Annotated in this window: 19 protein-coding genes; all 19 read left to right on the forward strand. The window is 62.1% G+C overall.

Features of this window, described 5'->3' with window-relative positions; all coding sequences use genetic code 11:
- The first annotated feature begins 7 nt into the window (after positions 1–7).
- The 19 genes from ACQKEN_RS13790 to ACQKEN_RS13880 all read left to right on the forward strand — a co-directional run bounded on the left by ACQKEN_RS13790 (position 8) and on the right by ACQKEN_RS13880 (position 21,806).
- Positions 8–802 (forward strand): hypothetical protein, encoded by a 795-nt coding sequence (locus tag ACQKEN_RS13790; protein ID WP_427686209.1) that lies wholly within the window; start codon positions 8–10, stop codon positions 800–802.
- Positions 799–1,641 carry a hypothetical protein gene (locus ACQKEN_RS13795; RefSeq protein ID WP_427686211.1) on the forward strand — a complete coding sequence of 281 codons (843 nt, stop codon included), beginning with the start codon at positions 799–801 and terminating at the stop codon, positions 1,639–1,641. Before ACQKEN_RS13790 ends, ACQKEN_RS13795 begins: the two co-directional genes overlap by 4 nt.
- Positions 1,641–2,465: a hypothetical protein gene (locus ACQKEN_RS13800; RefSeq protein WP_427686213.1), complete on the forward strand. Its 825-nt coding sequence runs from the start codon at positions 1,641–1,643 to the stop codon at positions 2,463–2,465. Before ACQKEN_RS13795 ends, ACQKEN_RS13800 begins: the two co-directional genes overlap by 1 nt.
- 185 nt (positions 2,466–2,650) lie before the next feature.
- Positions 2,651–2,917: a PAAR domain-containing protein gene (locus ACQKEN_RS13805; protein WP_427686215.1), complete on the forward strand. Its 267-nt coding sequence runs from the start codon at positions 2,651–2,653 to the stop codon at positions 2,915–2,917.
- 107 nt (positions 2,918–3,024) lie between these two features.
- Positions 3,025–4,077 carry a hypothetical protein gene (locus ACQKEN_RS13810; RefSeq protein ID WP_427686217.1) on the forward strand — a complete coding sequence of 351 codons (1,053 nt, stop codon included), beginning with the start codon at positions 3,025–3,027 and terminating at the stop codon, positions 4,075–4,077.
- A gap of 197 nt (positions 4,078–4,274) precedes the next feature.
- Positions 4,275–7,442: an ImcF-related family protein gene (locus ACQKEN_RS13815; protein WP_427686345.1), complete on the forward strand. Its 3,168-nt coding sequence runs from the start codon at positions 4,275–4,277 to the stop codon at positions 7,440–7,442.
- Entirely contained in the window at positions 7,439–9,052 is a 1,614-nt protein-coding gene (gene tssA, locus ACQKEN_RS13820) for a type VI secretion system protein TssA (RefSeq protein ID WP_427686219.1), read from the forward strand. The genes ACQKEN_RS13815 and tssA overlap by 4 nt, the downstream gene beginning before the upstream one ends.
- A gap of 22 nt (positions 9,053–9,074) precedes the next feature.
- A complete protein-coding gene (gene tssF, locus ACQKEN_RS13825) occupies positions 9,075–10,844 on the forward strand; it encodes a type VI secretion system baseplate subunit TssF (protein WP_427686221.1) in 1,770 nt (589 codons plus the stop codon).
- A complete protein-coding gene (gene tssG, locus ACQKEN_RS13830) occupies positions 10,808–11,911 on the forward strand; it encodes a type VI secretion system baseplate subunit TssG (RefSeq protein WP_427686223.1) in 1,104 nt (367 codons plus the stop codon). The genes tssF and tssG overlap by 37 nt, the downstream gene beginning before the upstream one ends.
- Positions 11,880–12,428, forward strand: a complete 549-nt coding sequence (gene tssJ, locus ACQKEN_RS13835; protein WP_427686225.1) for a type VI secretion system lipoprotein TssJ — start codon at positions 11,880–11,882, stop codon at positions 12,426–12,428. Before tssG ends, tssJ begins: the two co-directional genes overlap by 32 nt.
- A 3-nt stretch (positions 12,429–12,431) precedes the next feature.
- Positions 12,432–12,872, forward strand: coding sequence for a type VI secretion system baseplate subunit TssE (gene tssE / locus ACQKEN_RS13840; protein ID WP_427686227.1), 441 nt, complete (start codon positions 12,432–12,434; stop codon positions 12,870–12,872).
- A gap of 35 nt (positions 12,873–12,907) precedes the next feature.
- Positions 12,908–13,615, forward strand: coding sequence for a type VI secretion system ImpA family N-terminal domain-containing protein (locus tag ACQKEN_RS13845; RefSeq protein ID WP_427686229.1), 708 nt, complete (start codon positions 12,908–12,910; stop codon positions 13,613–13,615).
- A 194-nt stretch (positions 13,616–13,809) separates the two neighbouring features.
- Positions 13,810–14,442 (forward strand): biliverdin-producing heme oxygenase, encoded by a 633-nt coding sequence (locus ACQKEN_RS13850; RefSeq protein ID WP_427686231.1) that lies wholly within the window; start codon positions 13,810–13,812, stop codon positions 14,440–14,442.
- The gene (locus ACQKEN_RS13855; protein ID WP_427686233.1) at positions 14,432–16,669 is read left to right on the forward strand and encodes an ATP-binding protein; all 2,238 of its coding nucleotides are present in this window, start codon (positions 14,432–14,434) and stop codon (positions 16,667–16,669) included. The genes ACQKEN_RS13850 and ACQKEN_RS13855 overlap by 11 nt, the downstream gene beginning before the upstream one ends.
- A 127-nt stretch (positions 16,670–16,796) precedes the next feature.
- Positions 16,797–18,029, forward strand: coding sequence for an MFS transporter (locus ACQKEN_RS13860; RefSeq protein ID WP_427686235.1), 1,233 nt, complete (start codon positions 16,797–16,799; stop codon positions 18,027–18,029).
- Between the two features lie 105 nt (positions 18,030–18,134).
- Positions 18,135–19,430, forward strand: a complete 1,296-nt coding sequence (locus tag ACQKEN_RS13865) for a sensor histidine kinase (RefSeq protein WP_427686237.1) — start codon at positions 18,135–18,137, stop codon at positions 19,428–19,430.
- 179 nt (positions 19,431–19,609) lie between these two features.
- Positions 19,610–19,795 (forward strand): hypothetical protein, encoded by a 186-nt coding sequence (locus ACQKEN_RS13870; RefSeq protein WP_427686239.1) that lies wholly within the window; start codon positions 19,610–19,612, stop codon positions 19,793–19,795.
- A gap of 175 nt (positions 19,796–19,970) precedes the next feature.
- Positions 19,971–21,398: an ATPase domain-containing protein gene (locus tag ACQKEN_RS13875; RefSeq protein ID WP_427686241.1), complete on the forward strand. Its 1,428-nt coding sequence runs from the start codon at positions 19,971–19,973 to the stop codon at positions 21,396–21,398.
- 45 nt (positions 21,399–21,443) lie between these two features.
- Positions 21,444–21,806 carry a response regulator gene (locus ACQKEN_RS13880; RefSeq protein ID WP_427686243.1) on the forward strand — a complete coding sequence of 121 codons (363 nt, stop codon included), beginning with the start codon at positions 21,444–21,446 and terminating at the stop codon, positions 21,804–21,806.
- Positions 21,807–21,835 lie beyond the last annotated feature (29 nt).

Below are 21,835 nucleotides of genomic sequence, written 5' to 3' on the forward strand. Positions count from 1 at the left end.
ATACTCCATGAATCACGCTAAATCATTTTTGAAGACTTCGGTTTTGTGCTTCGTATTGCTCACCTTCCTCAGCGGCTGCGCGAAAGACTACAGTATGAATCCGCCGCCAGATGGTGAGAAAGTCGAAATCGTTATAAAGATGCCCAAGGAGCTGGAGCCACAACCTCTACGAGTCATGTATCGGTCGTCTGTATGCCGAAAAGTTGTGCATGACGGTGATGGTAGGCCTGAGTCCCTAGAAGGATACAAAGCATATGATTCGGCATTAACCAAGCGTGGGGTCACAGAGTTTTACGAGGCGAAGTTGTACGTCAATGGAGGCGGTCGCTGTAATTGGCGTATTAGTAATATAATGTTTGGAATCAAATACCGTCTTCCAAGTCGTTTTGGGGAAAGTGTAACGCAGGGCACGGGCGGCACGGTCATCGTAAAATTTGATGGTAATAGAGCGCAGCTCAGCGTCGGAGGAACAAGGAAAGTGGTGGGCCCCGATTTAACAATCGTGAAGGATTACTATCCATGGGTAAGCGAAAAATTTATCGATGGTTATGCGAGGCGTGCGAATTTGTCTAGTGAGAATCGCGGCTATCTTAACTACGAGGCCCGGGAAGCAAGGTCCATATATTTTGAGCCGGTACTGCACTCAAACGTGGTTGTGACATCTGTGTCGCCAAAGAAACACGTCATTGGAGACTTCATAAAATTCTACTACCCCGATGGCTCTGTGGAATCCGATTGGCGAGCGCGGCCTAACTTTGAAAAAATGCAAAAAATTCGTCTGGCGGCGGAGGCAAAAAAATGAAGCCGCTCACTATGCCGCATAGTCCTAAAGAACCTTATATGAAACACGCCATGCTATTCGCAAAGCCAGCGATTTTATCTTTTGCGCTGCTCGCTCTCTTAAGCGGTTGCGTAAAAGACTACGACGTTCTAACGCCACCGCCCGACAGCGAAAAGGTAAAAATTGTTATAAAAGTGCCTGCCGAGCTTGAGCCCAAAACTTTGCTCGCCAAGTACGAGTCGGCCAGATGCCGAATGTTTATCGACTTTCCCGGTGTGGGCAGTGTGCCATTTCCAGGATCAAATTTTCAAAATTCGAAGTTCACAAGGCGGGGAGAAACAGATTTGTACGAGGCGGAGGTATTCGTTGATGGCGGCGGTGAATGTGAATGGCAACTAGATAGCATCGAGTTTGGAGTCGTGTACCGTATTCCTAATCGTTTTGCAAAAAAAGTAACCGCTTATTATGGTGGGGCAGTTATCGTTAAGTTCGACGGGCAGCACGCTGCCTTTAATACTGTTGATCAGTTTATAGAAGGGCCGGACCTGACAATCGTAAAGGATTACTACCCATGGGTAAGGGAAGCCTACGAATTTGGTTACTATGATAAGAGTGTAAATCTGGCCAAAGAGTATGAAAGTTATCGTACCTACAGGGCTCGGGACGCAAGAAACATATTTTTTGAGCCAGTGCTGCATTCAGATCTTGTCGTGACATCGACTTCCCCTAAGAAACGCTTCGCTGACGAAATCGTAACGACAACATTTCGCTACCCCGACGGGACGGAAGAATCCAACAGGGAACTTGAGCCGGACTTTGAAAAAATGCAGAAAATCCGCTTGAAGACGGAGGCTAAATAATGAAGTTTTTCAGCGCCGCGAGATATTTTCAGGGCGATCAACCGAATCAGAAAGTATCAAGATTCAGCGCTTTACTCATAAGTATTACGTTGTTGGCATCGCTCAGTGGTTGCGCACTTGACTATGAACTCCATCCGGACACGGAGGGGGAGAGAGTCACGATGACGATTAAAGTATCGGAAGGGTTAGTCCCGCCGCCCATGGCCGTGGGTTATCTATCGACAATCTGCGAAAACGTTTATGAGGGGCCTGATGTATTCGGCAATACCAGGGAGCAGCGTGTAGCGTTCAAACGGCGCGGGGAGGGCGATTTCTATGACGCCGATTTTGCTGTTGACGGTGGCGGGATGTGTAGGTGGCGCGTGGCTTATGTGAATTTTGGAGTACGTCCTCAATGGCCTGAGCGCATTGGCGAAGGTGCGGTAGTGGGAACGGGAGGTGATGTTCTTGTCCTGTTTCAGCATAACAATCCGGATTTTCGGCCTGAATGGGCCAAAAACGTGGTGGGGACCCGTCTCGATATAAAGAATAATTACTACCCATGGGTAAAGGATGTCTTAAAGAAGGATTACGTCAAGAGACTTAATCTGGTGGGTGAAGCGGTGCCTTACCAGACTTACCTGGCTCCCCAGGTGCGAAACATAAACGTTGAGGCAGTGCTTCACGCCCAGTATGTCGTGACGTCAGAACAGCCAGAGTTCAAAAGCATCGGAATTCACCCTGCCTTTATTTATCCAGACGGGACTTCGGGCCCAGATGACAGCGATACGCCAGATTTCCCCACGCTGGAGGCCATTCGTTTAAAGGCTGAAGCCAGACGATGAGGACAGGTAATAACTTAACGTGTCGCCCCTGATCTTTATATCGGCCATCAAGTCGGTGAGTGAAAGCCCGCACCGTTAAAACCCGGCACGTATGACAAGCACGCGCAACCCATGAGCTCGACCAGGCATCCGCTCGCGCGGAATAAATACACGGCTTCATCAATTCATTAACAAAGGATCTTTCAATGTCACAAGGATTCGTATTGTTGGGTGACAAGACCACCCACGGAGGAGCGGTAATTTCCGCGTCGTCCACTCACATCACTCAGGACAAAGCAGTCGCTCTGGTGGGGGATAGGGTCATGTGTCCCATACCCGGACATGGCGTTAATCCCATTATTGAGGGTTGTGCCGACTGTTTAGAGGATGGCCGTGCGCTGGTGGTCGATGGTTGCCACTCGCTGTGCGGTTGCCAGGTCATTTCCAGCGCACCTGACTGGGCGGTGGATTGAAGATGGCGTGGCAACGTGAATACGTGCAAGCAGGGCTCGCACCCAAACCGCCTTCACCGGTTCGCTGGCTGCTGATCGTGGTTTCAGCGGGGGCAGCGGCTGTGCTGATGTTCCTGCTCTACGTCGTGGTGCCTGAATTGCAGGCGTTAAACGTATGGGCGCTCACCGCCTCGCCGTTGGTGGTGGCGATTCTCGCGCTGGCGGCGCGCGTGCACGCCTACGGTGGCGCTCTGGATGAGTGCAGGCTGCTGCAGGAGCGGTCCCGGCTGGAACAGGTCGCCTGGGCGGAATGGGGTCAGCGTTACATGGCAGTCATGGGTGGACTTGTTCTTTTGCCCGAGCATTTGTCTGCGGTGGCGATGATGAAACTGCCCCATACGCCTGTCCCACACTCAGGCAAAGCCCGCCGCATCGTTGGCCTGCCGAAGGGCCAAAAGGGCCGGGCCATGGCAGGTCTTGCCCAATTGACGGGTTCGCTGTCGACAATACTGGCGCCGCTGCCACCGAGTGAAAGTCTCAGGGTCACTGTCCTGACCGATGCGCCACAGGATGAGCATCCAGCATTGGCCGACGCCTGTCAGCAGCACCTGTCCGATCTCACCTCGTCATCCACCCTCACCGGCGTCCACGTGACAAGCCAGCTCTCCTTCGCCTGGATGGAAGAAACACTTAAAACCCCACGCGACGCCGTCGAGCTCATCCTCGTCGTCCAGGCCCACGGTAAAGAGGCTTACTCCGACGGACTCGCCGCCATCCTGCTGTGCGCCGACGGGGTCGCCAAAGCCCACAAGCTCCCAATCGCCGCGCGCCTGTTGCGCCCGATGCCCCTCGACGTCGATTCCCTTGAAACCGACTTCACCATTTTCCTGCAGATTCAGGCCAAAGCTCGCGATGCAACAGGCGTGCTGGCCGACCGCGCCGACTGGCAACCGGAAACCACCCCATTACTGGCGGCAGCGGCGCGCGAGGGTGCAGCGCTGTCGGTTGATCACCGCTGGATTCTGGAACCCGTAAACGGCGTGCCGGGCCCCTGCGGTCACTGGCTGCTGGCAGCGCTGGGCATCGAGATGACCAGACTCGCGCAGCAACCCTTGTTGCTACTGGCCAGTGAAGACACGGGCCGCTGGATCAATACCGTCACACCGGGAGAACTCGCATGAAATCCTTGATCGGCAATGGCTGGCGTCGCGCGGGTGGCGCGGTATGGCTGGTCGCCTTCTCAGCGGCGCTGGGCTGGCTGGTTTATACCTATGGCGCAAGGGTCGGACTGACGGAGAGGCATCAGCAAATCACGGCGTTTCTGTTGCTGATGGTGATCGCGCTGTTGGTGCAAACCCTTCCTCGTGCCCTGGCGCTGATGAAAAGCCGCCTGAGCGTCGAGCGGCGGCAGGGTGACGGCGTGTTCCCACCGGAGGAATCGTCATCCACCTCTGACACCAAGAAACTCCCGGGCGTCGCTGAACTCCAGGAGCACCTCGACCACCAGTACACCGCCTTCCAGCGCACCCGCACCCGCTTCATTCTGGTCGTCGGGGAGCCCGAACAGATCGAGGCCATCGCCCCAGGCCTTGCCGATGCCCAGTGGCTTGAATCCCAGAACACCGTGCTGCTCTGGGGCGGCAGCCCGCAATCCCAGCTCTGCAAAACCGCCACCCGCTGGCACGCGGTAACCCAGCGGCGCGGTCTGGACGGCGTGGTCTGGGCGCTTGATAAGCAGCAAAGCGCGACCGCCGCGACAATGGGCAGTGGCGTCGCCGGTCTGCAGCAACTGGCCCGAACCCTGGGCTGGCAGTTGCCGCTGCACCTGTGGGAGGTCTGCGAGAGCAATCGGACGCAGCAAAAGCACCCACGGGGGCCCGCCGGGTCGCTGCTGCCCTCGCGCTTCAGCGGCTCGCAACTGCAGACGATATTGGCCCCCATTGACGACTCTTTGCACCAGATGGGCCTGGCCGAGCTGGCGGTCTACCCTGACCATGACTTTCTCTCACGGTTGTCTTCCAACCTGAAAGCAGAGGGCATCGCGCGCTGGCGGCAGGCCCTGACGCCGTTGCTGGGCAAGTTCGCGCGGGGCGTGCCGTTGCGCGGGCTGTGGTTCAGTTTGCCGGCGCCATTGACCGAGTCCAACGGCAATCAATGGCTGGCGGGTCCGGCGTGGGCCGGCGTGCTCGCGGACACACCTCGCGACGTCCGGCGCTTGAATTGGCCCGTCACGCGCATCAGCTACGCCCTTGCCCTCGGCGCCATGCTGATCTGGTTGACGGGCCTGCTGCTGTCGTTCTCCACCCACCGTACCCAGATACTCGACATTCAGTCGTCCCTCGCGGCCGTGCAGCCTTCGGGCAACAGCGATGAGCAGTTGCTCGCCCTCAACGCGCTGATCCTCGAAATGGGCCGGCTGAAGGAGCGCGCGCAGCGTGGCGAGCCTTGGTACCAGCGCTTCGGGCTGAGCCAGAACGATGCGCTGCTCGCGGTAATGTGGCCACGCTATGTCGAGGCCAATAACCGGCTGATGCGAGACCCGGCGGCGGAAAACCTCAAGCGCCAGCTGGCATCGCTGGTGGCATCGCCTGCCGACAGTCCGCGGCGGGCCAAGGGCGCGCACAACGCATACGTGCAGCTGAAGGCCTACCTGATGATGGCCCGCCCGGAGAAGGTTGATGCCGCATTTCTGGTGACCGCGTTGGGTCATGCCGAACCGGCGCGAATGGGCGTATCGCCGGGTTTGTGGAAAGGACTGTCGCCGACGCTGTGGCAGTTTTACGCCGAGCAGTTGGCGGCCAATCCGCAGTGGCGTGTCGAACTGGATGACGCACTGGTGGCCCAGGCGCGGCAGGTGTTGCTGGTGCAACTGGGCCAGCGCAATGGTGAAGCCAGCCTTTATCGGCAGGTGCTGGAGGCCGCCGCGACCCACGCTCCCGATCTCGACCTCGAACAGATGGTCGATGACAAAGAGGCGTGGCCGCTGTTTTTCACCGAGGCGAGTGTGCCGGGTGTGTTCACGCGGCAGGCGTGGGAAGGGCAGGTGCGTCAGGCAATCGATGACATCGTCGAGGCCCGTCGCGAGCAGATCGACTGGGTGCTCAGCGATCGCGACAACAGCGCCGTTGCCGACACCTCGCCCGAGCAGCTCAGAGCGCGCCTGACCGAGCGCTACTTCCATGATTACTCCGGCGCCTGGCTTGAGTTTCTTAACAGCGTGCAATGGCGGCGGGCCGACAGCCTGGCCGACGTCATCGACCAACTGACGCTGATGAGCGACGTCCGCCAGTCACCGTTGATTGCCTTCATGAACACCCTGGCCTGGCAGGGTCAGGCCGGCACTCGCCGTCAGGGGCTGAAGGACTCGCTGGTGCAGTCGGCGCAGAAGCTGATGGGCAGCGAGCGCTCGACGCCGGTGCCTGCCATCAGCCAGCAGCTCGACACGCCGGCCGGTCCGCTGGATCCGACCTTCGGCCCGCTGTTGGGGTTGTTGGGCAAGGACCCGGAAGGCAAGGGCGGCGATGACGACCTCAGCCTGCAGGCCTTTCTGACCCGCGTGACCCGGGTGCGCCTGAAGTTGCAGCAGGTCAGTCACGCCGCCGATCCCCAGGGCATGACCCAGGCCATGGCGCAGACGGTATTCCAGGGCAAGAACATCGACCTCACCGACACCCGCGCCTACGGCGAGTTGCTGGCCGCCAGTCTTGGCGAGGAGTGGGACGGCATGGCTCACGCGTTGTTCGTGCAGCCGCTGGATCAGGCCTGGCGCAAGGTGCTCGAGCCCTCGGCGGCCGCCCTGAACCGGCAGTGGCAGCAGGCGGTGGTTGATAAATGGGACAAAGCGTTTCTCGGCCGTTACCCCTTTGCCGCCACCGGCAGCGACGCCTCGTTGCCGATGCTGGGCAAGATGATTCGTGGGGATTCGGGGCGTATCGAGCAGTTCCTGCAGCGCGAACTGACCGGCGTGTTGCGCAAGGACGGCGGCCGCTGGGAGGTGGACCCGACCCATGGTCAGGGCCTGTTGATCAACCCGAAATTTCTCGCGGCGGTCAATCAGCTCAGCCACTTGGCCGACGTGCTCTACACCGACGGCGGCATGGGCATCAATTTCGAGCTGCAGGGCAAGGCGGTGCGTGACGTCGTGCAAACCACCTTCGTGCTCAACGGCGCGCGGCATCAGTACTTCAATCAGAAAGAGAGTTGGCAACGCTTCGGCTGGCCCGGCAGCAGCGACTACCCCGGTGCCAGCCTGACCTGGACCAGCGTGCGCAGCGGCGAGCGTCTGTATGGGGATTTTCAGGGTGTCTGGGGGTTGATCCGTCTGCTGGACGCCGCCACCGTCACCGCGCTGGACGACAGTGACAGCCGCTACCGCATCGAGGTGCCGGCGCCGGACGGCCTGGGCCTCACCTGGCACATGCGCACCGAGCTCGGCGCAGGACCGATGAGCCTGCTGGCGCTGCGCAATTTCAAACTGCCGCGACAGATCTTCCTCAACGGGATCGCCAGCGCACAACCGTCAGCGCGCGCCGAGGTGATCGAATGAGCCTGCAACGGTTGATTACCACCACCCTGGGCGATCGCGACGCGGTTGAGATGGCCAGGGCCCACGCTGCGGAGTGGGCGTCATGGCTGACACCGATCAGCGATCAGTCTCCCGCTGGCCAGGACCCGGGCTATGACGATGATTTCCAGAGCATGCGCGAGGAGGTCAACAAACTGTCCGGCGCTGACGCCGAGCGCGTGATCGTGCTGGCCGAAAAGCTACTGAAAGGCACGTGCAAGGACCTGCGCGTGCTCACCTATTACCTGTGGGCGCGTCTGCAGCGGGACGGCGAAGCCGGATTGGCGGCAGGCTTGAATCTGCTGGCGGCAATGGTTGATCGCTACAGCGCCGAGGTGCTGCCGGCGCGGCCGAACAGTCGCAAGGTGGCGCTGGAATGGCTGGCCAGCGCCAAGGTGCTGGACAGCCTGACGCTGTACCCGGAAGTGGTGAAGGCCGAGGCCGAACGCACGGTCGCCGCGCTCGCCTGGCTGGATCAGGTGCTGGAAGGCTGGCCTGCCGAGCAGCGGCCGGACCTGGGCGCGTTGTACGCGGCGCTGTCGGCACGGCTGGCCCAGGCCGGCGGACTGGATGCGGTGGTGCCGCAATTCAGTGCCAGCCACGCCGGCGCTGGTCGTGAATCAGGCAGCCGTGAAGCCGCCAGCCACGGCGCTCGCCCCGAACCGGGCGTCATCCGCTCGGGCCGTGACCTGCTCGACAACGGCCGCGCGCTGGCCAGCTATCTGCGCGAACAACCCCAAGGCTGGCTGGCGGCCCATCGGCTGATGAAAAGCCTGCGCTGGGACACCGTGCACCAGTCGCCGCCCCAGGACGCGAGCGGTCGAACACGACTGGCACCGCCCCGGGACGAATACCGCGCGCAGCTCAAACGGCTGTACCTGCAACAGAGCTGGAACGAGTTGCTTGATCAGGTGGAGCGCATGTTCGCCGAGGGCGTGAATCATTTCTGGCTCGACCTGCAGTGGTTTCTGTATCAGGCGCTGAGCCGCCAACCCGCGCCGTCGGAAGGCTGGGCGCGCATCGTCAAAGAGGATCTGGGCCTGCTCCTCGAACGCCTGCCGGGCCTCGAAACGTTGTGCTGGGACGACGGCTCGGCCTTTGCCGACGAGACCACCCGCGAGTGGATCGACCAGCACGTCAGCACCCAGGGCGCGGCTGCATGGCTGCCCGCGCCGGCCGCCTGCGTCGCAGACGACGCCGACATTCTCGCCCTCGAAAGCGAGGCGCTGGCCCAGGCTGACCGCGACGGCGTCGAGGTGGCGCTGGCGTGGCTCGACACGCGGCCCGACATTCACGGCGGCCGGCAGCATTGGTTGCTGCGGCTGTTGATGGCGCGGGTCGCCGAGCAGTACGGCAAAAGCGAGCTGGCCTTGCACCTGCTCGGCGAACTGGACGCGACGGCCCAGCGCCATGTGCTCGCCCAGTGGGAGCCCGCGCGGGTATTTGAAGTCAAGGCGCGGTTGCTCAAGCTGCTGCGCCTCAAAGCCCAGCGCAGCGACGCCGACAAAAACGCGCTGAGTAAACGCATGGAGCCGCTGCTGGCGGCTCTGGTGGCCATGGACCCGGTTCGCGCAGCAGTGCTGTGCGGCTGACACTGACAACCCGGAGGTTTTTTTGAACACGGACAATCTGACCCTGCGTTATTTCGACGCCGAAATGCGCTACCTGCGCGAGGCCGGCAAGGAGTTCGCGCAGGCGTTTCCCGACCGCGCCGCCTCGCTGAATCTGGACAAACCCGGCGCCCACGATCCCTACGTCGAGCGGCTGTTCGAAGGCTTCGCGTTCCTGATGGGGCGCCTGCGGGAAAAGCTCGACGACGACTTGCCGGAGCTGACCGAAGGCCTGGTCAGCCTGCTGTGGCCCCACTACCTGCGCACCATTCCGTCGCTGTCCATCGTCGAGCTGCAACCCGACGTGCACCAGATGAAACAAAGCGAGGAGGTCGCGACCGGCTTTGAAATTCAGTCGCAACCCATCGGCCCCCAGCGCACGCGTTGCAGCTACACCACCACCCAGGCGTTGACCCTGCGTCCGCTGGCGCTGGACTCGGTGCGCCTGGCCCAGGAACCGGACGGTCGCTCGGTTATTCGCCTGCGTTTTTCCTGCGGTGCGCTGAGCCACTGGGGTCAGCTGGATTTGCGCCGCATCCCGCTGTACCTCAACGCCACGCCGGCGGTGGCCAACGCGCTGCATCACGCGCTGACCCTGGGCACACAGGCGCTGTATGTGCGTCAGCCCGGGGACGCGCAACGCCAGCCGCTGCAAGGCGGCTTCGCGCCAAAGGGCTTTGGCGATGCCGACCGGCTCTGGCCCAAGGGCGACAGCGCGTTCAGCGGCTACCAGTTGCTGCTGGAGTACTTCAGCTTTCGCGAGAAATTCATGTTCGTCACCCTGCACGGCCTTGAGAACATGAGCATCGCGCCGGACGCGCCGTGGTTTGAACTCGAGGTTGTGCTGAGTGAAGCGTGGCCCCACGGGCTTGCCCTGAGTGCGGAGCACATCCGCCTGCACGCCGTGCCGGTGATCAATCTGTTCTCGCTGGAGGCCGACCCGCTGTCGCTGGACCCTTTGCAGACCGACTACCTGCTGCGGCCGATGCGCTTGCAGGACGGCCACACCGAAATCTATTCGGTCGACCGGGTGACGGCGTCCCGGGATTCCGGGCGGGAAGAGTACGTGCCGTTTTCCAGCTTCCGGCACAAGGGCGGCATGCTCCGCGATGAGGCGCCCGAGCGTTATTTCCACACCCGCCTCAAGCGCGGTGCGAACGGACTGCATGACATGTGGCTGATACTCGGCGGCGAGGGTGCGGACGTTGATCGGCTGGCCGAGCGCCCGTGCCTGTCCCTGCGGCTCACCGGCACCAACGGCCAGTTGCCGAGAAAAGCGCTGCAAAGCACGATCCTCGACACGCCGCTGCACGCCACCCAGGCCGGTCTGCGGGTGCGCAATCTGTGTGCGCCGAGCCTGCCGTGCTATCCGCCGAGCCGCGACCGCTTTCACTGGCGGGTGTTGAGCCACCTGGGCTCGAACTTCCTGCCGATGCTCGACAACGCCGAAGTGCTGCGCGGCACCCTGGCGCTGTATGACTGGACCGGCAGCGAGCTCAATCGCCGGCGTCTGGACGCCATCGTCGAAGTGCGTCATCACCTGATTCAGCGCTTCGAAAAAGGCTTTCTCATGCGCGGCGTGGACATCGAAGTGACCCTCGACGCCGACGGCTTTGCCGGCGAGGGCGATATCTGCCTGTTCGGCGAAATGCTCAACCGGTTCTTCGCGCTGTACGCCGACATCCATCTGTTCACCCAGATCACCCTGACCCTGCAACCGACCGGGAGGAGACTGCAATGGAGCGAAAACCACAGCCAGCGGATTCCCGGTTGAGGGTTGCCGAATGGCTCGCTGCCGTGGAGGGGCGGGTGGCGCAGGCGAGCGTTTACCGCTTCTGTCAGTTGCTGGAAAGCGTTGCGCCAGATCAGCCGCCGTTGGGCAGCACGGAAAACCCGAAGGATGATCTGGTGCGTTTTCGGCCCGACCCCGGCATGGGCTTTCCGGCCAGTGAGCTGAAAGCCGTGGAGTGGTCATCCGAGGATCAGGGGCTGCCGGCGACCGTGCGCACCCGTTTGCTCGGCCTCTACGGCGTGGACTCGCCGCTGCCCACGCGTTACCTCGACGACATCGCGCAACGGCGGGAGGGCCATGAGGCGCTGGAGGGGTTTCTCGACATCTTCAACCACCGGGTCTTCACCCAGTTCTACCGGATCTGGCGCAAGTATTCGTACCCGGCGTCGTTTGCGCCCGCGGGTGCCGACCCGACTTCCCAGTGCCTGTTCGGGCTGATCGGGCTGGGCATCCCCGGCACCGCGAAACGCATCGCCACGCCGCTGTCGCGTTTTCTGGCGTTGCTCGGCGTGATGCGTTTGCCGACCCGCAATGCCGAGGGCATTTTGGCGCTGGTGCACTTGCTGGCGTCTCACACCCGGGCGTCGATCGTGCCCCACTGGCCTCTGAACATTGTCCTCGACGCGCCTGCCAGCCTTTGCTCCGCGCGGCCGGTGAGCCTGTCCCAGGGCACGCCGCTGGGCAGCGTTGGGCGCGACGTCAACAGCGAACTGATGCTCACGCTGTTCACCGCCGACCACGACGAGGCGCGGGAATGGTTGCCCGGCGGCGGCTTGCTCAGCGACCTGCGGGTGCTGTTGCAGGTGTACCTCGGTTGGCGCTGTACGGCACGGTTGCGCCTGTCGCTGCCGATCGATTGCCTGCCGGTTTCGGCGCTGAGCGGACGCGGCGTGCTGCTGGGCATGACCGCCGGACTTGGACTCAAGGGCCGCGCAACTGCGCAAACCGACAGCATCACCATTCATCTGGGCCGTTATCAGGGGCTCCACCTCAATCCTCAGAAAAAAGAGACCATCCATGTCGCGTACAACTATTTCGGCTTTGCTTAGGGCGGTGCCGATCATCGCCTTCGGCTTCCTTGTCAGCGGCTGCGGGGTCACGCAAAGCGTGTCGGACTCCACCGCATCGATGACCAGGGCAATCTTCTACAAGCAGGTCAAAACGCTGCGCCTGGACTTCGACGGTCGCGTGGCCCTGAACACCGAAGGCACGGACATGCGCGCGTTGTCGGTGCCGTTGATGGTGCGGGTGTACCAGCTGCGCGATGACAAGTCGGCGAACAACGCCACCTACGACGACCTGCTGCGTGACGCCGACCGCCTGCTCGGCGCTGACCTGCTGGATCAGCGATCGCTGGTGATCAAGCCGGGAGAGGGGGCGCAGCTGGATGTACCGCTGAATGAAAACGCCGGGGTGGTCGCCGTCGTCGGGTTATTCCGCGAGCCCGATTCACAGCTCAATGACTGGCGCTTGCTGCTCACCCGCGACGATCTCGACCCGGACCGGCCCCGGGTCATTGAGCTGGGGGAAAGCCGGCTGACGCTGCGCCCCCTGGCCGAGGGTTGAGCCATGACCGAGCTCAACCCTTCGCTGTACGAAACCCTGCTGCAGAATTTCAGTGGCGAACTCGACCTGTCCCGGGTGGCGGAAGACGACCAGTACGTGCTTTCGGTGCTGGACAATCTGCAGCGCGTCCTCAACAGCCGCGCGGGCACCCTCGCGCACCTGCCTGATTACGGCCTGCCGGACATGGGCGCCGTGCTCGAAGGATTGCCGTCTGCCGCCCATGCACTGATGCGGACCATCGCCGACACGCTGCTCAAATACGAGCCGCGCCTGTTGTCGTTGCACATCGAACTGTTGCCGCAGGCCCAGCCGGGCCATCTGGTCTACGCCCTCGACGCGACGCTGGAGGGCGAGCGCACCGCGACATTCGGAACGACGTTGAGCCCGGAGGGAAGGGCGGTGGTGCGTCATCTCAAGCGTCACGATGTGCGGGCCCTGCCTTGAGGCCCACAGAAAGCTTGATGACCAGGGGCTTTGCCGTGGGGATCAAGGCCGGCGGCGATCCACGCGCGTTGCCTGACTACCGAAGGTTGTGCATTGAGATGGCCCGGCTCGGTCATCCGGCCTGTCCTGATGTGGACTGGCGAACCATCGAGCAGTGCTGCCTCGCCTTGTTCGCCAGCAACGGCGCGGACCTGCAAACGGCGGCGGCTTACGCCCTGGCGCGCAGTCATCTGGGAGGGCTGGACGGGATGTGCGAAAGCCTGGGGGTGCTGGAAACCCTTTTGCGGGCAGACGCCCAACCCTGGCCCCGAGGGGTGTCGGCGCGGACTGAAATCCTCAATGGACTCTTCGGTGCGTGGCAAGCGGTGCTGCGGGAGCTGGAGATCAATGTCTGTGATCTGGCGGCTCTTGATTTCTTTAATGTGCAGCTTGAGCACCTGCGCCTGACGCTGCTTGAGCAGATTCCAGTGCCCATCACTGGCCTTGAAGGCTTGCGCACGCAGGTGGCGCAACGGGTGTCCCGGATCGAGCGCGATGCTCAGGCCGCGGTGCTGCTCGCGCCGAACGCCATGCCGCCCTCACCGCTGCACGCCAGGACGCACTCCCCAACACAAAGAAACCCCGCAGCCACGCAGCCAACGTCGACCCCCATCAGGCCCGATGCAAAAAAACGCCCCGCGATGTGGATCGGATTACTGATCGGCGGGCTGCTCGGCCTGCTCGCCGCAGTGGCTTGGCGGTGACAATACCCGCTGTATCAAGGCTTCCCGACGGCGAAGGTCGCGCAGAGAACGTACCGCCCAGCCGAACGTCGGGATTTACCTGTCAGCTATATTTACAGCCGGGCACTGTCTCCATTAGTGTGCGCGCATCATCTGCCTTAAGACTGCGGCTGCCGCATGTTAAGGCACGTCCGCTCAGACCGGACACTTTTGCCTTGGTTGAAATCACCCCTGCGTTTCGCGACCCTTGCGTCCCGGCCTCCTTTGCCAGTGTCCTTCAGCAATTGCGAACGGCTACCGTCGTCCAGCACACGACACTCGAAGCCCGATTGCCATTGACCCACCCCCAGCTTGATCTTGGCACCTACAAACGGATCATCGCGGCCTACTACGGCTTTCATCTGCCCCTGCAACAATCGATTGAGCGCTTTCTTGCGCCCCAGGTCACCGACCCTGCGCGGCAGAAAATCCCGGCGCTGATCAAGGATCTGCACGCCCTCGGCCTGAGCGATACGCAGATCGACGCCTTGCCCCGGTGTAGCGCGCTGCCCGCGATCGGCAGCGTTGCTCGGTTGCTTGGCGTGATGTATGTCATGGAGGGGGCGACGCTGGGGGGGCAGGTGCTGCGCCGGATCATCGCCGACAGGCTGGGCATCGATGCCGACAGCGGCGGTGAGTTTCTGGACGTGTACGGGCGCGACACCGGGCGCCTGTGGAAGGCCTTCCTCAAGCAACTGGCCGAGTTCGATACGCCGCTGCACAACGCCGAGGTGGTGCAGGCGGCCTGCGCCACCTTCGACTGCTTTCAAACCTGGCTGGAGCAAGCGGGAGTGCTGAATGACGCCTAATGACACGCCGCTCACGAAGCACGTGCTGGACGACCTGCTGGACACCTGCGCCAATGAACCGATTCGCATCCCCGGCGCCATTCAGCCCCACGGTGCTCTGCTGACCCTGCTCGAAACCGACTGGACCGTGCAACAGGCCAGCGCCAATGCCTGGCAGATGCTGGGCATCCCCGGCGACGTGCAGACCGGCGACTCGCTGATACGCTGGCTGGGCGAGTCCCAGGCCAACGCCTTGCGCGACGCCGTTCAGGACGCGGATCTGCACAGCCTCGATCCATTGCCAATGCAGTTTGCCGGGCAGGCATTCGATGGCCTGCTGCACCGCCATGACGGCCTGTTGTTTCTGGAGATCGAGCCCGGCGCCGCGCAAGGGTCGATGGAGCACCTGGGGCCGCGCCTCACGCGCACCCTGCGTCGCCTGCAATCGGCCAAATCCCTGGACGATCTGTACGCCATCAGCGTTTCGGAGATCCGCGCCCTGACCGGCTACGACCGTGTGATGATCTATCGGTTTGAAGAGGAGGGCCACGGGCAGGTCATTGCCGAGTCGGCGACGGCCGAACTGGACGCCTACCTGGGGCTGTTTTTCCCCGCCACCGACATCCCGCAGCAGGCCCGCGAGCTGTATCGCCTGAACTGGCTGCGCATCATCCCCGACGCCGCGTATGTGCCGGCGCCTCTGGTTCCGGCCCTGCGCCCGGACACCGGCCAGCCGCTGGACATGAGTCATGCGGTGCTGCGCAGCGTGTCACCGATCCACTGTCAGTACATGCATAACATGGGCGTGCGCTCCTCGATGAGCATTTCCCTGCTCAAGGATGAACGGCTCTGGGGCCTGATCAGTTGCGGCAATCGCGAGCCGCTGCAAGTGCCGCATACGCTGCGCTCGGCCTGCCAGACCATCGGACAAGTGCTGTCGATGCAGATCAGCCTGCTGGAAGACCAGCAGACTCAGCGCCAGCGACTGGCCAAACATCACATGCTGGACCGGCTGTCCAGGGCGATGAACGAGTCCGCGGACGACGTCTACAACGGGCTGCTTGAACATTCCCAGGCGCTGCTGACACTGGTCGACGCCAACGGCGTGGCGGTGATCATCGACGGTCAGGTGCACCTGATCGGCCAGTGTCCGAGCACCGAGCAAGTCAGTGCGTTGCACCAATGGCTGCAGAATCGGCCCGGGGTGGTGTTCGAGACGTCCAGCCTCGGCGTCGTGTTCCCTGACGCGCAGGCGTATCAACGTGTGGCCAGCGGACTGCTGGCGTTCAGCTTGCCCAAGCCGGTCACCAACGGGGTGCTGTGGTTTCGCGCCGAGGTCAGGGGCAGCGTGGAGTGGAGCGGCAACCCGCAGCAGGCCAAACGGGTCGTCAACGACCGTCTGCAACCACGGGAATCGTTTGCCCTGTGGGAACAACAGGTCGAGGGCAAGGCCAGGACCTGGAACGCCGGCGAGGTCTACGCGGTGTCCGACCTGCGCCGCTCGGCGCTGGAGGCGGACCTGTCGCGCCAGGTGCTGCGCGAACAAGAGGCCGTGCGTGCACGCGACGAGTTGGTGGCCGTGGTGTCCCACGACCTGCGCAGCCCGCTGACGGTTATCGTCATGCAGTGCGGCATGATGCAGCGGGTGATCAACGCCGACGCCACTGCTTCTACCAAGCGACTCAGCTCGGCCATCGACATCCTGCAGCGCGCGTCCTCGCGGATGACCAACCTGCTGGAGGATTTGCTCGATACGTCCAAGATCGAAGCCGGCCGCTACTTCATCGACGCCGAGCCGCTGGAAGTCAGCCGATTGTTCGAAGATGCCTGGTCGCTGCTGACGCCACTGGCGCTCAACAAATACATCGACCTGACGTTCGAAGCCGAACCCGACCTGACGATTTTCGCCGACCCGGAGCGCATGTTTCAGGTGCTCTCCAACCTGGTGGGCAATGCGATCAAGTTCACACCCAAGACCGGCAGCGTGAAAGTCACGGCTGCGGGTGCAGGCGACAATGTGGTGTTCAGCGTGGCTGATACCGGCGAGGGTATCCGTAGCGATCAGTTGCCCCACGTGTTCGAGCGCTACTGGCGCAGACGCGAAGGCAACCCGAGCGGGACGGGGCTAGGCCTTTACATCTCCCAAGGCATCGTCAGGGTCCACGGCGGTGAACTGACCGCCGCCAGTGAAGAGGGCGTCGGCAGTGAATTCCGCTTCACGGTGCCTCGCGCCGCCCTGGTCGCCTGAGCCCGCATAGGGCGGTAGCAGTGAGGGGGGGTATTCCTTTCTGGAATCCCCTGCATGAAAAACATGAATTTTATTTATGGCCGCCAGCCCTCTACCGTGAGCGTATTCCGTTCACGGTAAAGCCTTCATGACCACGCCCTCTCAACCTCAGCCCTCCCTCGTCGAAGAAAACTGGAAGCGCAACCTGGCCGTTTGTGTGTTCGGCGCGTTCACCACCATTGTTGCCATGACCCTGCTGCTGCCGTTTCTGCCGCTGTATGTCGAGCACCTGGGCGTCACTGATCAGGCCGCCATCGTGCAGTGGTCGGGGGTGGCGTTCGGCGCGACGTTTCTGTCTGCCGCGCTGACCGCGCCGCTGTGGGGGCGACTGGGGGATCGCTATGGGCGCAAGCTCATGCTGATTCGCGCCAGCCTGGGCATGGCGGTGGCGATGTCGCTGATCGGCCTGGCGGAGAACATTTACCAGTTGGTCGGGCTGCGTTTGCTGGCGGGGTTGCTCGGCGGCTATGCCTCTGGCGCGACCATTCTGGTGGCGACGCAGACGCCCAAGGCGCGCACCGGCTGGGCACTGGGCATGCTCTCTTCGGGGATCATGGCCGGTAATCTGGCCGGCCCGTTGATTGGCGGGCTGCTGCCGCCGCTGATCGGCATCCGCAACACGTTCTTCCTGGCCGGGGGTGTGATCTTCCTGACCTTCCTTGCCACGCTGTTCCTGATGAAGGAAGCGCCTCGGCCCCGACGTCAGGCTGGCGTGGCGAAAGCGCCGGCCGTGCGGGCGTGGGACGTCATCGCGGACAAGACGCCGGTGCTGACCATGCTGGTCGTGGCCTGTCTGGTGATGTTTTCGATCATGTCCATCGAGCCGATCATCACCGTGTACCTGACCCAGTTGCACAGCGACAACGTCACGCTGATGGCCGGGCTGGTGATGTCGGCCACTGCACTGGCCAGCGTGTTGTCGGCCTCGCGCATCGGCAAGCTGGCCGACCGCATCGGCCACTGGAAAGTGGTGATCGGCTGTTTGAGCGCGACGGCCCTCCTGTTGATCCCCCAGGCATTCGTCACTCAGGCCTGGCAACTGGTGCTGATGCGTTTTCTCATGGGCATTGCCCTGGGCGGCCTGTTGCCGTGCATCGCCGCGATTATCCGCCATTCGGTGCCCGACGCCGTGGCCGGACGCACGCTCGGTTATTCCACGTCGTGCCAGTACATCGGCCAGGTCCTGGGTCCGCTGACCGGGGGATACCTGGGCGGGCATTTCGGCATGCCGGTGGTGTTCATCGTCACCTGTCTGCTGATGGGCGGGTGCGCGGTCGGGATGTTGCTGATGCGGCCTCGGATTCCAGCGGGACCGGCTTGACCCGGGAGGAGCGCGGCGTTTGACGAAACCATGACATCCCGCACCGGATAATCGCCGCCGGTGGGGCCACGCCCCGGATTCGAGTACCGCCATGCACGGACCTTCATGGACATCAAACACAGCCTTAAGCAACGTATTGTCATCGTATTTGCGTTGATGAGCACGCTGGTCGCCGGGGTATTCGCCGTCGGCATCATTGCCACCGTGCACGTGGTCGAAAAGCGCCTGTCGATCATGAGCCTGAAGGGCAATATGCACCGTCTGCTGGCCGTGGACAGCGTCAACGACTGGCGCCACCGGCCGGAAAAAGACGAATTGTTCTACGCCGAAGAGGGCGTTGGCGACCTCGCCATGAGCGACGACCTCAAGGGGCTGCCCCTGGGATTTCAGGAGTTCTTTCGCGGCAAGAAAGCCTATTACGCCATGGTCTCGGAAGTGAACGGGCGCTACTACGTGCTGCTGCGCGATCAGCGCAAATTCCAAAAACGTGAACGGATTCTGTTTGGCGTTGTGCTCATCGGCTTCGTCCTCAGCGTGCTGCTGGCGGTGCTGCTGGGGCGGCTGCTCGCGTCTCGGGTGATCACGCCGGTGTCGCGCCTGGCCAGCCAGGTGCGTCATCGCGATCAGTTGCTGGAACTGGCGCCGGTGCTCGCCAGTGACTACGCCAACGATGAAGTCGGTGCGCTGGCCCGATCCTTCGACGAAACTCTGGGCCGGCTGCGGGCCGCGCTGAGTCGCGAGAAGCTGTTCACCAGCGACGTCAGCCATGAACTGCGTACGCCGCTCATGGTGCTGGCGACGTCCTGCGAATTACTGATGGAATACCCGGCGCTGGACGACCGTTCCCGCGCCCAGGTCAAGCGCATCGGCAAAGCCACGGCCGGTATGAACCAACTGGTCGAAACCTTTCTGTTGCTGGCTCGTACTGAAGGCAAGAATGTTCCCCAGGGTCAGCGCTCATCAATGGAGCAGATTGCTGATGAACTGGTCGAGGCCTGGCGTGCCCCCATCGAGGCAAAAGGTATTCGGTTCATTTACCAACAGGTGCAGACCGACGGTGAAACACACAATGCGCCCCTGCTGCGCTCGGTGATGGGCAATCTGCTGCGCAACGCGTGGCACTACACCGATCAGGGCTTCATCCGGTTGACCCTGCGCAGCGATGGTTTCAGCGTCGAGGACAGCGGCATCGGCATTCCGCTGGAAAAACAGCAGGCCATGTTCCAGCCCTTCGTGCGTGGCGACGAACAGCGCGGGGAAGGGCTGGGGCTGGGCTTGTCGCTGGTCCAGCGCATCTGCGCCAACCAGCACTGGACGGTGACGCTGACCAGCCGTGATGACGGCGGATGCTGTTTTACCGTGTTGTTGAAACTGGACGCCGCCGGAGAGAAGCTGGTGTGAGGGCTCTCCATGTTGCGTTGTGACGCCCGACGCCTTCCCGGCTAAAGCCGATCCTGCAGTCGAGGTCACCGCGAGTCCTGCAAAGTGCACGCGACAGCACTCTTTCCACTGGTCCGGTGGACCGCACGAGCGCTCGCCGCAGCACTCAAATCCGTGCCTACCTCAATGGACCTGCGACCATGTGCCCCAATAGCCCATTACTCGTTTGCGGAACGTCTGACGATCAGCCAGCAGATCGTGACGACACGCCCGAGTACCCGTTGTCTGCACCCATCAAGCCGGACGATCCCGAGCGGCGCAGCGAGCAGTCCCGGGCCGAGACCGAAGGGTGCACCCCGGAAGCCGGATCCGATTCGGTCGAGTGATAATCACGCGTTCGAATGGATACCTGACTGCGTCTGTCGGCGGATGCGTGTGAATCTGTCATGAGAATTGATGATTACGCTTGGAAAGCTCCCTTAAAAACGGAAGAATGTGTGATTAGTCGCGCACTTAACTCGCAATATTCACGACGCCAATACCGTGGCGGAGGAAGCAAATTTGAATCAGCTAAAACGCCTTCAGAGCGGAATTGAAGGGCTTGATGAGCTGCTAATGGGCGGTTTCGTTGCCGGATCCTCCTACATCATTCAGGGTCGTCCGGGCTCCGGCAAAACCATTCTGGCCAATCAGATAGGTTTCAATCACATCCGCAATGGCGGTCGCGTGCTGTTCGCCACGCTGCTCGCCGAGCCCCATGAGCGGCTGTTTCAGTTTCTCTCCACCCTGAGCTTCTTCGACAAGGACCGCGTCGGCGAGCAGATTCAGTTCGTCAGCGCATTCGACACCATGGAAAACGACGGCCTCGATGAAGTCGTCAAGTTGCTGCGCCGGGAGATCGTCCGCCAGAAGTCCACGGTGCTGATCCTCGACGGGCTGCTCAATGCCCGCTCCAAAGCCGAATCCTCCATCAATACCAAACGCTTCATCTCCGAGCTGCAGGGCCACGCCGCCTTCGCCGGTTGCACGGTGTTCTTCCTGACCAGCTCACAGCTGGACGACGGCAGCCCCGAACACACCATGGTCGACGGCGTGCTGGAAATGGGTGAAGAGGTGGTCGGCAACCGTTCCGTGCGCCGCATCAAGGCCCGCAAGACCCGTGGCAGCGGCGCCATTCCTGGCGCCCACGAATGCGAAATCACGGAAAACGGCCTGGTGGTCTACCCGCGCCTGGAAAGCACCATCACCCACTCGGCGCTGCGCGACAGTGCAGAATTCAGTGTCATTCCCAGCGGGATCGACACGCTGGACCCTTTGATCGGCGGTGGCCTGGTGGAGTCGTCCGTGACCTTGCTCCTCGGCCCGTCGGGCACTGGCAAGACCACGTTCGGCCTCAACTTTCTCGCTCGCGCCACGCCCGACGAACCGGGGCTGTTGTTTGGCTTCTACGAGTCGCCGCAGCGCCTTCGGGTAAAGGCGGCAGCGCTCGGGCTGGACTTCGAGGCGCTGGAACGCGCCGGGGCGCTGCACATTGCGTGGAAATCACCCACCGCCGAGTTGATCGACAAACTGGCACTCGATCTGCTGCGGATCGTCGAGCAGCACGGCATCAAGCGGGTGTTCCTCGACAGCCTGGGTGGCATGGCCCGCGCGTCGGCCGATCAATCACGGATTCTCGACCTATTCAGCGCCTTGATGAGCGAGCTTCGCGCCCGTGGCGTCACGGTGGTGTGCAGCTGGGAAATCCGCGGCCTGATCGGCGGCAAGATTGACGCCCCGGCCCCGGACATGTCGGGCATTGTCGACAACCTCATGCTGATCCGCTTCGGGCAATCGTCAGCGGGGCTGACCCGGCAACTGTCGATCCTCAAAATCCGCGATAACCCCTACGACCCGGCCCTGCTGGACGTCTTGATCGGCGAGCAGGGTCTGACTGTGAAAAAGGCTGCGTTCCATGCCCTCGACGATTCAGGCAATGCAACGGCGTAGAAGTCGTCATCGAGCCGATGCTCGCTCGTTCGCGCGGAGGGCGGCATGACCACGATTCTGATTGTCGATGATGAATACCTCATCGCCGACATACTGAGCTTCGCGCTGGAGGATGAAGGCTACCTGACCGTCACCGCCGGCAGCGGGCAGAAGGCCTTGGGCATCCTCGAGCGCGAACGCCCGCAGCTGATCATCACCGATTACATGATGCCCGGAATGAACGGCATCGAGCTGGCGGAAGCGGTGCGAGCGAGCGAAGTGCTGGGGCAAATCCCTATTGTGCTGATGAGCGGTGCGCAGTCTCATCTGGGCATCGCCCGGCCCGACCTGTTCAGCAAGGTGTTCGACAAGCCATTCGAAATCGGCGCAGTGCTGCAAGCGGTACGGGCGCTACTGGGCACTGGCTAGGGACGGAGAGAGACGGGAGATACGTGGGC

It is taken from the genome of Pseudomonas sp. NPDC078416, assembly GCF_050268485.1.
In the GTDB taxonomy this organism is placed as follows: Bacteria; Pseudomonadota; Gammaproteobacteria; order Pseudomonadales; family Pseudomonadaceae; genus Aquipseudomonas.